Origin of the sequence: Affinundibacterium fentianense (assembly GCF_018139545.1) — a bacterium.
In the GTDB taxonomy this organism is placed as follows: Bacteria; Pseudomonadota; Gammaproteobacteria; order Burkholderiales; family Burkholderiaceae_D; genus Undibacterium; species Undibacterium fentianense.
The window spans coordinates 813,231-828,034 of the sequence record NZ_JAGSPJ010000001.1 but is presented as its reverse complement, the minus strand read 5'-3'; the positions used below and the strand labels follow the sequence as shown (position 1 = coordinate 828,034).

At 45.6% G+C, this 14,804-nt stretch carries 12 protein-coding genes; 6 read left to right on the top strand and 6 right to left on the bottom strand.

Features of this window, described 5'->3' with window-relative positions:
* The first annotated feature begins 116 nt into the window (after positions 1-116).
* Positions 117-1,910, top strand: coding sequence for a DUF418 domain-containing protein (locus tag KDM90_RS03655; RefSeq protein ID WP_212674191.1), 1,794 nt, complete (start codon positions 117-119; stop codon positions 1,908-1,910).
* 99 nt (positions 1,911-2,009) lie between these two features.
* Positions 2,010-3,749: a DUF418 domain-containing protein gene (locus KDM90_RS03650; RefSeq protein WP_212674190.1), complete on the top strand. Its 1,740-nt coding sequence runs from the start codon at positions 2,010-2,012 to the stop codon at positions 3,747-3,749.
* Between the two features lie 95 nt (positions 3,750-3,844).
* On the opposite strand, the gene KDM90_RS03645 is transcribed toward KDM90_RS03650, so the two are convergent.
* From KDM90_RS03645 to yjgA, 3 genes are read right to left on the bottom strand one after another with little or no spacing between them, the layout of a single operon-like run.
* Positions 3,845-4,519 carry an alpha/beta hydrolase gene (locus KDM90_RS03645; protein WP_212674189.1) on the bottom strand — a complete coding sequence of 225 codons (675 nt, stop codon included), beginning with the start codon at positions 4,517-4,519 and terminating at the stop codon, positions 3,845-3,847.
* Positions 4,520-4,569: 50 nt separating this feature from the next.
* Entirely contained in the window at positions 4,570-5,178 is a 609-nt protein-coding gene (mog, locus tag KDM90_RS03640; RefSeq protein ID WP_212674188.1) for a molybdopterin adenylyltransferase, read from the bottom strand.
* Positions 5,165-5,773: a ribosome biogenesis factor YjgA gene (yjgA, locus tag KDM90_RS03635; RefSeq protein ID WP_212674187.1), complete on the bottom strand. Its 609-nt coding sequence runs from the start codon at positions 5,771-5,773 to the stop codon at positions 5,165-5,167. The genes mog and yjgA overlap by 14 nt, the downstream gene beginning before the upstream one ends.
* A gap of 77 nt (positions 5,774-5,850) precedes the next feature.
* On the opposite strand from yjgA, the gene pmbA reads away from it, so the two are divergent.
* Positions 5,851-7,203, top strand: a complete 1,353-nt coding sequence (gene pmbA, locus KDM90_RS03630; protein WP_212674186.1) for a metalloprotease PmbA — start codon at positions 5,851-5,853, stop codon at positions 7,201-7,203.
* Positions 7,204-7,446: 243 nt separating this feature from the next.
* Positions 7,447-8,541 carry a TRAP transporter substrate-binding protein gene (locus KDM90_RS03625; RefSeq protein WP_212674185.1) on the top strand — a complete coding sequence of 365 codons (1,095 nt, stop codon included), beginning with the start codon at positions 7,447-7,449 and terminating at the stop codon, positions 8,539-8,541.
* Positions 8,542-8,627: 86 nt separating this feature from the next.
* Here KDM90_RS03625 and KDM90_RS03620 read toward each other — a convergent pair whose 3' ends face one another.
* The 3 genes from KDM90_RS03620 to argH all read right to left on the bottom strand — a co-directional run bounded on the left by KDM90_RS03620 (position 8,628) and on the right by argH (position 12,556).
* Complete coding sequence (locus tag KDM90_RS03620; protein ID WP_212674184.1) at positions 8,628-10,301, bottom strand: TRAP transporter large permease; 1,674 nt, start codon at positions 10,299-10,301, stop codon at positions 8,628-8,630.
* Entirely contained in the window at positions 10,301-10,900 is a 600-nt protein-coding gene (locus KDM90_RS03615; protein ID WP_212674183.1) for a TRAP transporter small permease subunit, read from the bottom strand. The genes KDM90_RS03620 and KDM90_RS03615 overlap by 1 nt, the downstream gene beginning before the upstream one ends.
* Positions 10,901-11,158: 258 nt before the next feature.
* Complete coding sequence (gene argH / locus KDM90_RS03610; RefSeq protein WP_212674182.1) at positions 11,159-12,556, bottom strand: argininosuccinate lyase; 1,398 nt, start codon at positions 12,554-12,556, stop codon at positions 11,159-11,161.
* Positions 12,557-12,839: 283 nt separating this feature from the next.
* Here argH and KDM90_RS03605 point away from each other — a divergent pair, with 283 nt between their 5' ends.
* Together KDM90_RS03605 and KDM90_RS03600 are read left to right on the top strand one after the other, a co-directional pair.
* A complete protein-coding gene (locus tag KDM90_RS03605) occupies positions 12,840-13,880 on the top strand; it encodes a sensor histidine kinase (protein WP_212674181.1) in 1,041 nt (346 codons plus the stop codon).
* 11 nt (positions 13,881-13,891) lie between these two features.
* Positions 13,892-14,710: a LytR/AlgR family response regulator transcription factor gene (locus tag KDM90_RS03600; RefSeq protein ID WP_212674180.1), complete on the top strand. Its 819-nt coding sequence runs from the start codon at positions 13,892-13,894 to the stop codon at positions 14,708-14,710.
* Positions 14,711-14,804 lie beyond the last annotated feature (94 nt).

Genomic DNA, 14,804 nt, shown 5'->3' with positions numbered 1-14,804 from the left:
CGTTTGTTTTAATCACGGTGCCTGTTTAGTATGCGATCAATACGCTGACGCGGATTTGGGTTCTCGAAGTTTGAGAGAATGCGTCATTGTTCAACCTAACAACGAAAATGAACAATATGGAACATAATTTGACCAATGAAGCAGGATCCAATTCCGCTTCAAGCAGTATTCCGGCGCTTCGTCCGGTTGCCGATAGTGAACGAATTCAGGCTTTGGACGTCATTCGCGGATTCGCATTGATCGGGATTTTCTTTATGAATGTCGAATGGTTCAACCGATCGTTTCTCGATTTTGGATCAGGTATTCCAGCACATGCGAAAGGCCTCGATTGGTTGGCAACTTATTTCGTGAATTTTTTTGTGGCGGGTAAATTTTGGACCATATTTTCACTTTTGTTTGGTATGGGGTTTGCCGTTATGTTGACTCGGTCTGAGGAGACAGGGAGAGCTTTTATTCGTCCCTATATTCGCAGAATTTTAGCGCTTGCGGTTTTCGGCATTTTGCATACCGTGTTGCTATGGCCTGGGGATATTTTATATAGCTATGCCTTTACCGCGGCGGGCCTACTCATTATTCTGTTCGGACAGTGGAAGTGGATATTAGCCAGTATGGGTGGACTGGCGTTGCTGTCGTTCATTCCGGGTATGAATTCTATTTGGGCAGTTGTGAGTGGTATTGGCTTTATGGGGCTGATTGCACTATTTATCCGGAATGAAAAACAAGTGACTGTGTTTGGAAAGAAATTCCCTTTGTTCTCTGTCATTGTGGCGGCCGTGACTGTCTTAATGCTGATTGCCGCAATAGCAAGTTGGCTTGTTCCTGCCATGAAGGAAGCGCGCAATCCATTGACTGGTGGTTCTGCGGCATTTTTTGTGATTGCCTTGTTGTCGGTTAAATTTCATCAACCTGCCGAGGCAAGGTTTTGGCGTGCAGGCGCGTTAATTTACAGTTTGCCGTTTGCAATTGGCGTCGTGTTTGGCATGATTGCCTATCAAAAGCCGCTTAGCAACGTGTTCAATTCGCCAGAGGCTGTCAAGCTCGCGGCGGAGAAAATGAAAATCAAAAAAGCGGAAGAACTCGCCGAAAAAGTAGCAAAGGAAAGCGGTAAAGTTGTTCCGAAAAAAGATGACAAGAAAGACGATAAAAAGGAAGCAAAGACAGAGGAGCAAAAGAAACTTGAACGCGATGCCGATACCATTAATCGTATCACTGAAAATCAAGAGAAAATTGCAAAGGATGTGCAGGTCTTGACCAAAGGTAGCTATGTGGATGTTGTTAAACATCGTTGGGAAGAGTTCATTGATGGTCCATTTAATGCCTCAGGTCAGGCATTTTCTGCAATTGCTTTGTTTCTCATGGGCGTTTGGTTTGTCCGAGCAAAAATAATCACCAATGCAGTTGCCAATCTTGGCTTGTTCCGTCAGATCGCCCTGTTCGGATTACCTATAGGATGGGGCTTGAGTCTGTTCGCCAGCAGCATTTTGGTTTCACACACACCTGGCGTTTCTGGTGATGGTTGGCAATTAACACAGATGTTGCTAAATTTGGGTAACTTGCCTGCGTGTTTGGCCTATGTCAGTATTATTGTACTAATGGTGAATAGCAATTCAATCTTCTCGAAAATACGGGTATTGGCGCCGTTTGGTCGTATGGCCTTGACCAATTATTTGACGCAATCTTTGGTACAGGCGAGTTTCTTTTATGGGTGGGGCTTAGGTAATTTTGGTATGGGCAGAGCACAGCAGTTGGGATTTGCTATTTGCGTGATTTGTATGCAAGTCTTGTTCAGTCATTGGTGGCTTGGTCGTTTCCGTTACGGACCGATGGAGTGGGTATGGCGTGCGATCACTTATTGGCAATTCCCTGCGATGAAAATCGCAACCCCGGAATTGAAACCCCAAATTGGTTAGGCTGAATTCAATCCGTATAAGCTAGGCTTGTTCGGGCATAATAGAGAAAGCGCTTCAATTTAGATTGAGGCGCTTTTGGTTTATTTAGGGGGAGATTATATGATGTCGGCGATAACAGAAACGCACGCGAATGAAGACGAATCGAGATCGTTGAGACCAGTTCAAGCTGGTGAACGAATCGCTGTCCTTGATGTGATTCGTGGCTTTGCGTTGATAGGCATTTTCCTTATGAATATCGAATTCTTCAACAGACCTGTTGGCGAGTTAGGGGATGGTATGCCAGTGGGGCTGAGTGGTGGGAACTGGATGGCGAGCTATCTGATCGCTTATTTTGTCGCGGGTAAATTTTGGACGATATTTTCTCTCTTGTTTGGGATGGGATTCGCATTGATGTTAGGTCGAAGCGAACAAAAGACCCAAGAGTTTATTCCTACTTATTTACGAAGACTATTCGCCTTGGCGGCATTTGGAATCTTGCATCACATATTCATTTGGCCAGGCGATATTTTGTATAGCTATGCAGTTGCAGCGTGTGGCCTTTTGTTGATTTTGTTTGGGAAGCCGCGCTGGATTTTTGGTGCGGCAATTGTTGTCGGATTCCTTTCTGCGATCCCAGCAATGCATTCTGTTGGGACTTTTGCAATTGCATTTGCGATCTATGGATGCATTGCTTGGTTGTTGCGAAGTGAAAGAACGCTGATCATTTTCCATCGACCGATCGCAATTATGAGTGTCGCATTTGTGATATTGGCAGTGCTTTTGTTCATCCTAGGATTGCTCGCCTTTGTCGTTCCATTCTTGATGAAATATCGAGCAGCTTTACTCTTTAGTCTGATTTGCGTCGGGGGTGCTTATGTGTTTCAGCGTTTGCATCAGCCCATCGAGAATAGACCGTGGAAACTCGGTAGTTTGATCTATTTGAGTTTATTTCTATCGATGTTAATGGGGGGCATTGCTCAATATTTTGCCGTCAGTGATCCGGCTCAATCGGTCAATCAAAAAGTTGATCCGCTCACTGCATCGCATCCGCCTGCAGCAAGCGAATTGAAGGGAACCGCGTTGAATAACACGCGTAGTTCTTCGAACTCTCAAACTCTCACGCAATCGGACGCGACAAAGCAAGGCGACGTCAAGCAAACTCAGGAACAAAAGGAAGCGGAACGGCTAAAAAAGAAAAAAGATACGAATCTAAGAGAAGTGGAGATTTTAACAAAAGGTAGTTACAAGGACGCGTTGCTCTTTCGGGCGAATGAGTTCGCAGGGAAGTGGGCTGACGTCGCGATATTTAGTGTGCTGATTAACTGTATGTTTTTGATCGGTTTTTGGTTTGTACGTTCAGGTGTGATGGCGAATACGCATGCGCATCGCGATATGTTCAAAAAAATCGTTTTGCTTGGAATGCCGATTGGATTGGGAATGGGGATTGCTGGAAGTTTACTGAGTACTGCGCCTTTGGAAGGTCAAGCCCAAGATCCATATCTGATTTCAATGGCGTTACTTTACTTGGGCAATTTGCCTGCTTGTATGGCCTACGTGAGCCTACTGATTTTAATGTTTAATAGTCGTGGATATTTATCCAAAGTTCGCGTGCTAGCACCCTATGGGCGTATGGCTTTGACGAATTATTTATCACAGTCGATCATCTGCTCCTTGCTTTTTTACAGCTATGGACTCGGATACTATGGGATGCAGCGGGCTGATCAAGTGGCGGTTGTGTTTGTGGTTGTTCTGTTTCAAATTGCATTGAGTCATTGGTGGCTAGCAAAATTCCGTTTTGGTCCCGTGGAATGGTTGTGGCGGGCAATCACTTATTGGGAAATTCCGAAATTCAAAGTTTGAATTTTGTGAACGGTCAAAATAAAAATGGCGCACTAACATTCGTGCGCCATTTTTATTGCTGATAGAAGATATTTATTGTGGCCGATTAAGGCAAATTAAGTAAGGACTTTTCGCAGCCAATTCCCGATGTCGATTATTTCTTGTGGTGAGACTGAATGTTGCATCCAATAGTCGTGCCACTCCACCTGATATCCTAAACTGGTCAATAGATCTCTTGACTGTTGTGCACGTTGAATCGGAATGACGGGATCGACGGTGCCATGTACCAAGAAGATGGATGTGTTTTGATTGGCGACATGGCGTTCGGTGCTCACTTTGTCTGCTAGAGGAACATAGCCTGACAAGCCCATGATGCCGGCGAGCTTTTGTGAATAGCGCAAGCCAGTCTGAATGCTCATTGCGCATCCCTGCGAAAATCCCGCAAGAATTATTTTGTCTGAGGGAATTCCGCGAGCATTTTCGCGTGCAATCAGCGCTTCAATTTGTTGTTGTGAGTGGCGGAGACCTGATTCATCTTCTCTTTTATTGATGTCGGTTCCCGCTGCTGCGATATCATACCAAGCGCGCATAATATAGCCGCCATTGAGGGTGACTGGGATCTGCGGCGCGTTTGGAAATACAAAACGAATCGCCGGACAATGGTGTAAATCTAATTCTTTGACGATGGGTACAAAGTCATTGGCATCGGCTCCTAAGCCGTGCATCCAGATAATTGCCGCTGTGGGATTGGTACCGCTTTCAATCTCCACGGTTTCTAAGATTGTTGTCATAGTTTGTTATGGTTGAATTATTCTGTCGACCTGTGTTGTTCGGGTGGGGGCTATTTTCGCAGAGCAGATTTGGGTCGGAAAACTTGGCAAACCGATTCGTGGGTTTCGATGTACGGACCTCCAATGAGGTCGATGCAGTAGGGAATCGCCGCAAAAATTCCGGCGACAATTTGTTTGCCTTCCACATCCTTTAAACCTTCTAGGGTCTCTTTGATCGATTTCGGTTGCCCAGGTAGATTTAAAATTAGCGCTGCATGTTCAGTGGTTTCGCGGATGACTGCAACCTGACGAGAAAGTATGGCGGTCGGAACAAATTGCAAACTAATTTGGCGCATTTGTTCACCAAAACCAGGCATCTCTTTCGTTGCGACAGCGAGTGTCGCTTCTGGGGTTACATCGCGTCGAGCCGGTCCAGTACCACCTGTCGTAATAACTAAATCACAGTGCGAAAGATCAACCAAGTCGATCAGTGCATGTTCGATTGCGGAGCGTTCATCAGGGATTAAACGGGTTTCCAGCACCCAAGGTGTAGCCAGAGCAGCATTAAACCAAGTTTCCAAAGCTGGGATGCCTTGATCTTGATAAACACCACTCGATGCACGATCAGAAATCGAAACGAGGCCGATGCGCAGCGGGCGGTCGAGATCAGTAGTCGTCATCTGCTTCGTTCTGATCTTGATCTTCACTCTCCGCCGAGGCATTTGCCTTTTTCTGTTTTGCTTGAATTTCTTTCAGAATTTGGAAAATTTCTCGATAGGCTTTCGGTGGCTTATTCTCGGCTTGCTCTTTCTTCGCGTTTCGGATCAAAGTGCGGAGATGCTGTACATCAAGTTCGGGATTCTCTGCTAATAGATCTGTTAATGCGGTGCCATCGGTGAGTAATTTCTCACGTTTGCGTTCTAATGAATGCATGGCAGCGGTTTCAGCTTTCGACGCGCCTTTCCAACTATCGATCGTTTTTTGGATCAACGCCACTTCTTCTTCATCTAGAGTCCGCATTTTCTTACCGACAAATTGCATTTGCCGACGTCGACCTTCGTGGTTAGTGATAGTTTGACATTCTAGAATGGCGTCTCGGACGTCTTCCGGCATGGGAACGCGTTTGACGCGGTCGCGTGGCGCGTCCACTAATTCTTGTCCGAGCTTCTGCAGCGCGGTCATTTGACGCTTCAGTTCCGATTTTGAGGGACGGTCGTATTCTTGTTCAAACTCATTGGACTGGTAGCCGCAAGAGCCTCGATTGGGATTTGGCATTGGTAAATCTTCTATAAACTTATTGAAACGACTGCTATGATACTCTTTTTATCCTTTCAGCTAAAGAAACAGAAGCTATGAGCAAACCAGTTTTTACCCATACACAGGATCAATTTAAACAAATTACGCAAGATATGTTACGAATCGCACGGGGAAAAGGTGCGACGGATGCTGCGGTCGAGGTCAGTGAAGGTGGTGGTTTGTCGATCAGTGTGCGGAAAGGCAAAGTTGAGACGATAGAGCAAAATCGCGACAAAGGCATAGGAATAACAGTTTATGTCGGCAAAAAGCGAGGAAATGCCAGCACAAGTGATTTTTCTATCAAGTCTTTGGAAGATACGGTAGAGGCTGCCTACAATATCGCACGCTTTACAGCAGAAGATGAATGTGCCGGTTTGCCTGATACCGAAATGTTGGAAATGCATCCCGTCGATTTGCAATTATTTCATCCTTGGCGCATTAGCGCGGAAGAAGCCATTGCTTTGGCTTGCCGTACTGAGGCAGCTGCCTACGCAGTGGATAAACGTATCAGCAATTGTGATGGGGCCAGTGTTCATGCGCAACAATCTCATTTTGTTGCGGCAAATTCGCGAGGATTTATCGGCGGTTATCCGTTCTCACGCCACACCATTTCCGTCGCTCCGATTGCAGGCAAGGGGGCAAAAATGCAACGTGATGATTGGTATAGTTCACACCGTAACCCGAAGAAAATTGCAGAAGCCGAGGCCATTGGACGCTACGCCGCGGAACGCGCTTTGGCACGCCTGAATGCACGTGCAATTGATACTCGAAAATGCCCAGTTTTGTTTGAGGCGCCGTTAGCAGCGGGACTATTGGGGGCATTTGTTCAAGCCGTCTCGGGAGGAGCGCTTTACCGTAAATCGAGTTTTCTATTAGATAGTTTGGGAAAACGAGTGTTTCCTGAACATTTGCAAATTGTCGAAGATCCGCACGTTCTTGGCGCAGTGGGGTCATCACCATTTGATGACGAAGGAGTAAAGACCTCGAAACGCCAAATTGTGAGTAACGGGGTGGTGAATGGCTATTTTTTGTCGACTTATTCGGCCCGAAAACTAGGAATGCAAACGACTGGGAATGCTGGCGGTTCACATAATCTTACTTTGACTTCAAACTTGACGAAACGCGGCGATGGTTTCGTACAGATGTTAAGAAAAATGGGAACAGGTTTACTAGTCACCGAGCTCATGGGACAGGGTGTGAATTACGTGACTGGCGATTATTCGCGCGGTGCATCGGGTTTTTGGGTTGAAAACGGTGTGATTCAATATCCCGTTGAAGAGATCACGATCGCTGGCAATATGCGCGATATGTTCCAACAGATCATTACGATCGGAAATGACACTTTGACCCGTGGAACCAAAACCACCGGTTCGATTTTGATTGAATCAATGACGATTGCTGGGACTTAATTGACGAGTTGACCTAGTACATTGTGCTATTGTGAAACTGGTAATTTATTCATAAAATGCGTAGGGACGATATGTAAGGTCTATGCGCTACCCGACGATTCTTAAAAGGAATTCGTTAGAAGGGACGTTGTGTTTGTGGTGCAAAGGGGCAAACGCTGTGGTTGGCAATAGCTTGCTTGGAGCTTGGGGCGAAGTTGGATACAGCTTGGATATGATTAGACAAAATAGATAAATGGAGATCACATGGAACGTCGTTCGTTTTTGAAAAAAGCCGCAGTCGGAGCAACGATCGCAAGTGCTGCAGCACCGAGTGTAAGCGAGGCCGCGGACGCATTGCCTAGTTTAAATTGGCGTTTGGCGTCGAGTTTTCCCAAAAATTTGGACACAATCTATGGTGCTGCCGAAACCTTCTGTAACCGGGTTAAAGAGCTGACTGAAGGCAAGTTGAATATCCGCCCTTACGCTGCACCCGAGTTAGTTCCGTTTAATGCAGTGTTGGATGCCGTGAAAGATGGTACCGTCGAAATGGGCCATACTGCGTCGTACTATTATTATGGAAAAGACGCGGCGTTTGCGTTTGATTGCGCCGTTCCTTTTGGTCTGAACTCACGCCAACAAACCGCTTGGATGTTGCACGGCAATGGCATGAAATTAATGCGTGAATTTTTCGCAGACCATAACATTGTGAATTTTTTAGGAGGCAATACGGGCACTCAGATGGGCGGCTGGTTTCGGAAAGAAATTAAGAGTGTTGAAGACTTAAAGGGCTTGAAGTTCCGCGTTGGGGGATTTGCAGGGAAAGTACTAGCCAAATTGGGCGTGGTTCCAGTGCAAGTTGCTGGCGGCGAAATTTATACTTCGTTGGAAAAAGGCGCAATTGATGCAGCTGAATGGGTAGGACCTTATGACGATGAAAAATTAGGATTTAATAAGGTTGCCAAAGTCTATCATTACCCGGGCTGGTGGGAAGGCGGAGCACAATTGTCGTTTTACGTCGGTAAAAAGGAATGGGAAAAACTTCCGAAGTTATACCAAGCGGCCATCGAGACGGCGAGCCTTGAAGCACACTTGAATATGCAAGCGAAGTACGACGCGCGTAATCCATCTGCTTTAGCGCGTTTGAATCAAAGTAAAATCGTTTTGAAGCCATTTCCACAAACAGTCATGGAAGCGTGTTTCAATGCGGCGCAAGAAGTCTTTGCTGAAGAAGCTGCGGGAAATCCAAAGTTTAAGAAGATTTACACTGATTGGGTCGCTTTTAGACAAAATCAAACGACTTGGTTTAGTTTTGCGGAAGACACTTTTTCACGCTTTAACAGTATGCATAAATTGAAATAGTCCTCGGTGGTAAATGGTGTCATAAAAAAAGCATGATGATTGAAGTCATCATGCTTTTTTATTGTCTTGATTTATTGAACCTTACTCTATTCTAAAGAATGAATAGGTGTCGATTGTGTTTCCATCTGTTCTTCGAGATGGGGTTCTGCTGGCGGATCCAACAAAAGCGGTTCGTTATCGAGGTCATGGGGGGCACTGAGCTCCAATTGTAATTCCTGTTTTTGCGCTTCTTTGCTATCAACCGAAACCAGTTTGGGAAAGGCGATGATTAGGCTGACCATGATGATTTGCGCCACCACAAAAGGGATCGCGCCCCAATAGATATCGCTGGTTTTGACGCTTTTGGGAGCAACCGAGCGTAAATAGAATAGTGCGAATCCAAAGGGAGGGTGCATAAACGAGGTTTGCATATTGACGCCAAGTAAAACGCCAAACCAAATCAAATTAATTCCTAGTTTTTCTGCAACGGGGCCAACTAGAGGTACAAGAATAAAAGCAAGTTCAAAAAAATCGAGAAAGAACGCCAATACAAAGAACAAAATATTGACAACGATAAGGAAACCGATTTGCCCCCCGGGTAATCCTGTCAGCAAATGCTCAACCCACAAGTCACCGTTGATGCCGCGGAACACGAGTGAGAAGACTGTTGAGCCAATCAGAATGAACATGACAAAACTTGACAAGCGGGTTGTCGAATCGAGTGCTTGCTTGGTGAGTTTGCGATCAAGTCGACCATTCATCAAAGCAAGCAATATTGCGCCGACTGCACCCATTCCACCACCTTCAGTTGGTGTTGCGACACCAAGGAAAATAGTGCCTAAGACTAAAAAAATAAGTGCCAGTGGAGGAATCAAAACGAAAGTGACTTGTTCTGCCATGCGTGACAGCAAGCCAATTTTCAGGCGCCGATTGATCAATGCAAATACGAAGGCAAAAGCAATTCCAACAGAAGCACCATAGATTCCCAATTCATCGGAGGCCATTTCTGGGTGTCCATTTTTGAAATGGTGGGCAAATCCGTAAGCAACGGCAATGCTTACTCCAATTAATAGGAGTAATGATATGACGCCACTATCGCCATTTGATTGCCGCAAATTGCGCGCTTCGGGTGGTAGTGCAGGAACCCATTTGGGGCGCAAGATCGACAGCATCAAAATATAGCCTGCATACATAACGGTCAACAAGAGACCAGGCAGGAATGCAGCTTGATACATATCGCCAACAGATCGGCCAAGTTGGTCGGCCATGACAATTAAAACGAGCGACGGGGGAATGATTTGTGCAAGGGTGCCAGATGCGGCAATCACACCTGATGCCACTTTTTTGTCGTAGCCGTATTTCAGCATGATCGGTAAGGAGATCAATCCCATTGAGATAACAGAGGCTGCCACTACACCTGTCGTTGCCGCGAGTAGCGCACCAACAAAAATTACTGCATAGGCGACGCCACCACGCAAGGGACCGAACAATTGACCTATCGTGTCTAACAAGTCCTCCGCCATGCCTGAACGCTCTAAGATCAAACCCATGAAGGTGAAGAATGGAATCGCAAGTAGCGTGTCATTCGACATAATGCCGTAAATTCGATTTGGCAAAGCTTGCATCAATTCCGGACGCAAAAGTCCCAGTTCGACACCAATCAGGCCAAAGAATAGCCCGTTGGCTGCGAGTGCAAATGCAACAGGAAAACCCGACAACAAGAATAAAACTAAGGCAGCGAACATAATCGGTGCTAAGTTCGCGATCAAAAACGCTTCCATTATTCGCGGTCCTCCGATGTAGAAGCGATTTGGCGCTTCATGTCTTCGACTTCATCTTCTGGTGTTTTGGTTTGTTTTTCAAATTCACTCGCATCCACGAGACCGCGTAGGAAACCAATTCGTTTGATAATTTCTGAGCAGCCCTGCAATACCAATAAGGCAAATCCTAGCGGGATTAAGAGTTTGGCAGGCCATTCAATAAGTCCGCCTGCATTGCTGGACATCTCATTGCGCGTAAATGAGTGGAGAGCATACGGGGCTCCCAAAAAGAGAATAAGTCCAGCCATCGGCAGCAAGAAGAAAATAAAACCAAACAGATCAATCCATACCTGTGTACGTTTTGAAAACCGACCTGTGATCACATCGATTCGGACATGTTCGTTACGACGTAGGGTGTATGGTGCACCCAACAAAAATACTGCTGCGAAAAGATACCATTGTATTTCCAGCCAACCATTTGAACTATTATTTAGCGTATAACGGACAATTGCATTGCCGGCACAAATTAAAACAGCAAGCAGCAATGCCCAATTGACCAGGCTGCCAATTTTCTCGTTTAATTGATCAATTTTTCTGGCTAGATAAATCAGAAAATGCATGATCACTCTCCTTTGTCTCTGTTGACGATCGATTCAGATGTTTCCGATCTTTTTTTGATTGTTCTGGGTGAAGCGATTTTAATGACTTAGTTCATGTATGAATTTCGCGAGACTGTCGGCGTGATCGAGGGCTAATGTCTCGGGGAAAACGCCATCCAATGTCGAGTTCGGTACATGCACCAATATGAGTGGAATGGAATGATAATTGAATTTTGGGCAACTAGGTTGATAATTCCAACCTAGCGCCCACGGTGAAGCTTACTTCGATAGTTGTTGACGTAAGCGTGCAATAGCAAGACGCACTTGAGAAGGTGCTGTTCCTCCAATATGGTTGCGTGCGGCGACGGAGCCCTCAAGCGTGAGTACTGCGAAGACATCTGGCGTAATGAGAGGTGAAAATACTTGTAACTCCTCGACGGAAAGATCACTCAGATCTTGATTTCTTTCGACGCAAGTTCGGACTGCCAATGCCACAGCTTCATGTGCATCACGGAAAGGTAAGCCCTTTTTCACCAAGTAATCGGCCAAATCCGTGGCAGTTGCGTAGCCCTGCAAAGCCGCTGCACGCATGGCATCAGGTTTGACACTAATTCCGGTCGCCATATCTGCGAAGATTCTTAAGGTATCGACTAAAGTATCGACGGTATCGAACAGGGGTTCTTTGTCTTCTTGGTTGTCTTTGTTGTAGGCCAAAGGCTGACCCTTCATCAAAGTAAGTAAGGAGATTAAATTGCCGTTGACGCGTCCAGTTTTGCCTCGCGCGAGCTCTGGAACATCCGGGTTTTTTTTCTGCGGCATGATAGAAGAGCCAGTGCAAAAACGATCTGCAATATCAATAAAGCCAATCCGTGGGCTCATCCAAATAATGAGCTCTTCTGACATACGAGAAATGTGGGTCATGATTAATGAAGCGGCTGCGCAAAATTCGATTGCAAAATCACGGTCGGACACTGCATCGAGTGAGTTGTGGCAAACATCCTCAAAACCAAGCGTCTTGGCAACGCGCAAGCGATCAATCGGAAAGCTTGTTCCTGCTAAGGCCGCAGCTCCTAGTGGTAAACGGTTAACACGTTTGCGGCAGTCGAGCATACGTTCCGCATCACGGCCAAACATTTCGACGTAAGCAAGGATGTGATGACCAAAAGTAATCGGTTGTGCTACCTGCATGTGGGTGAATCCAGGTAAGATTGTGTCGCTGTGTTTTTCCGCTAAGTCGAGTAAAGCAAGTCGAAATTGCGTGATTAACTCAAGGATTTGGTCAATAGCATTGCGCATATATAAACGAATGTCTGTCGCCACCTGATCATTGCGGGAGCGTCCAGTGTGCAGGCGCTTGCCTGCATCGCCGACCAACTCTGTCAGTCGTTTTTCAATATTCAGATGGACGTCTTCTAAATCAAGCAACCATTCAAATTGACCACTTTCAATTTCCGCGCTAATTTGTGCCATGCCCTTTTGGATAGCGGCGTAGTCCTCAGCACTAATAATGCTTTGCGCTTGAAGCATTTCTGCATGGGCTAAAGAGCCCTGAATGTCAAACGTCGCCATCCGATTGTCGAAAAATACGGACGCTGTATAACGTTTAACTAAATCAGAAACAGGTTCGGAAAAGCGTGCCGACCATGCCTCGCTTTTTTTTGAGAATTGTGATGTCATAATGGTGTTGTTCGAATTGAAAATGGATTTGATAATGGCAGACTGTCATGTTTCTGACTCATACGATCAGTCGAGTTGATAAGTTCTTCTGATATGGGACGAAGTCTTGACGATTGTGTCGCAATTAATAGACTTCCGCATGACATCATTGCTAGGTATTGCTAAGCTAGCACAGATTATACCGCGACAAGCTAGTGACTTTTGTTTTTCATCGCCCCTTTATGCTGCGATTCGCTTGATAGACGTAAAAGACTCCCACTCCTCTTTAAAAAATACAGCGCACATGCACAAGCAAAGTAAGACTAGTTCTGAGTTTGAGATACTCATTCCAGATTGCTGCAATTTGGGAATCGTCGTCCGTGTCTTGCTGTCGGTTAATTTACTGGTTTTATTGGCTGTGCTTTCGCGTGGGCAAAGTTTGGCACAGAATTTTCAAGAGTTCGTTGAGGCATCCATGCTTGTGGAATTGATTAGCCTTTTGTCCTTGGTGATACTTTGTGGATTTCGACGAATGATAGAGCGCGAGTCAGCGCTTGCTTGGATGCAGCGCGTCGTTTGTGGCACTGTCCCGGCAATTGTATGTTTCATGGTTTTCCTAGTATTCAATCAATTCGAATGGTTTGCATATAGTTTTCCGAACTTAAATATTGGAATGGCAGTTTTGTATTGCTTTTGTTTTGGAATTGGCCTTCAACATTATTTTGAAATGCGCACGCGAGCGTTTTCGCCTGCGTTGGGAGAGGCTCGTTTGCAAGCGCTGCAAGCTAGGATTCGGCCGCACTTCTTATTCAATAGTCTCAATGCGGTTCTCTCTTTGATTCGAACTGAACCACGACGCGCCGAGACTGCGCTGGAAGACTTGGCCGATCTATTTCGGGTCTTGATGCGGGATACGCGGAATATGTCGACTTTACGCGAGGAGATTACGCTTTGCCAACAGTATTTAGCAATTGAGAAAATTCGTCTTGGCGAACGTCTGAAGGTTAATTGGCAAATCGAAAACCTCGATACGCAGACACTTAATGCAACGAAAATACCAACTTTATTGTTGCAGCCATTAATCGAGAATGCGATTCATTATGGCGTCGAACCTGCTGCCGCCGGCGGTGTGATTGATGTTTCTATACAAAAAGTGCTGGATAAAATTGAAATTCAAGTGAGCAATCTTTATTATCCTCATGCGCAACTCTCAAAAGGTAATCATATGGCCCTGGACAATATACGGCAGCGTCTACGTTTGCTTTATGATATTGAAGCCCTATTGCAAACTAAGCAGATTGATAGTCAATTTGTTGTGCAATTAATTTTTCCTGTGCATATTTAAGTGCAAAAACTATGACTGGTTCACGTATTTTAATCGTCGACGATGAAGCACCTGCACGCGAACGACTTAAAACTTTGCTCGCTGATATTCAAGACGCATGCCCTTTCTCTTTGATTGCTGAGGCAAGTGATGGTCAAGCAGCCTTAGATGTGTTAATTGCGGAGCAAGCCGATATTTTATTATTGGATGTGCAAATGCCAGGTATGACCGGCATCGAACTAGCGCAGCACATTGCGAGTCTTGAAATGGATGTTCGACCTTCAATTGTTTTTGTCACCGCTTACGATGAATATGCGGTACAAGCATTCGAAGTACATGCGATGGACTATCTGCTGAAACCAGTGAGAGCTGCCCGATTGCAGGAAGCGATTACGAGAATTCAATTATTTCGTCAACAGGCAACATTCGATCAACAGCAGGAGCAATTGCAGTCGGCGCTCCGAGGACTTCCCAAACAGCGGCAAAATTTCTCCGTGCTAGAAAAGAATAGAGTGCTACTAATTCCTGTACGGGATGTGCTGTTTTTAAAAGCCGAACAAAAATATGTAACGATACAAACACGAGACCGTGCTTATTTGACAGAAGAGTCTTTGGTGTCGATTGAGTCTGAACTCGGGGAGATATTTGTTCGCGTGCATCGTAACGCTCTAGTTGCACGTGAATTAATTATAGGCGTCGAGCGGGCGACGCTCATTTCCGATGTGGCAACAGCAGATAAAACAGAAAATGAGCGCGGAGCTGAGTCTTGGCAAGTTATCTTACGTGGAACGTCTGAACGCTTACCAATTTCTCGCCGTCAATGGCCGACGATCAAAAATTTAGTGCGGTAGATCTTGGATGTTTTTTTTGTGAACAGTATTTTGGTAACGATCGGTGCGACCAGTTATTAGATGTGAACGACGAGGGCTGATAGGCAATTTCAAT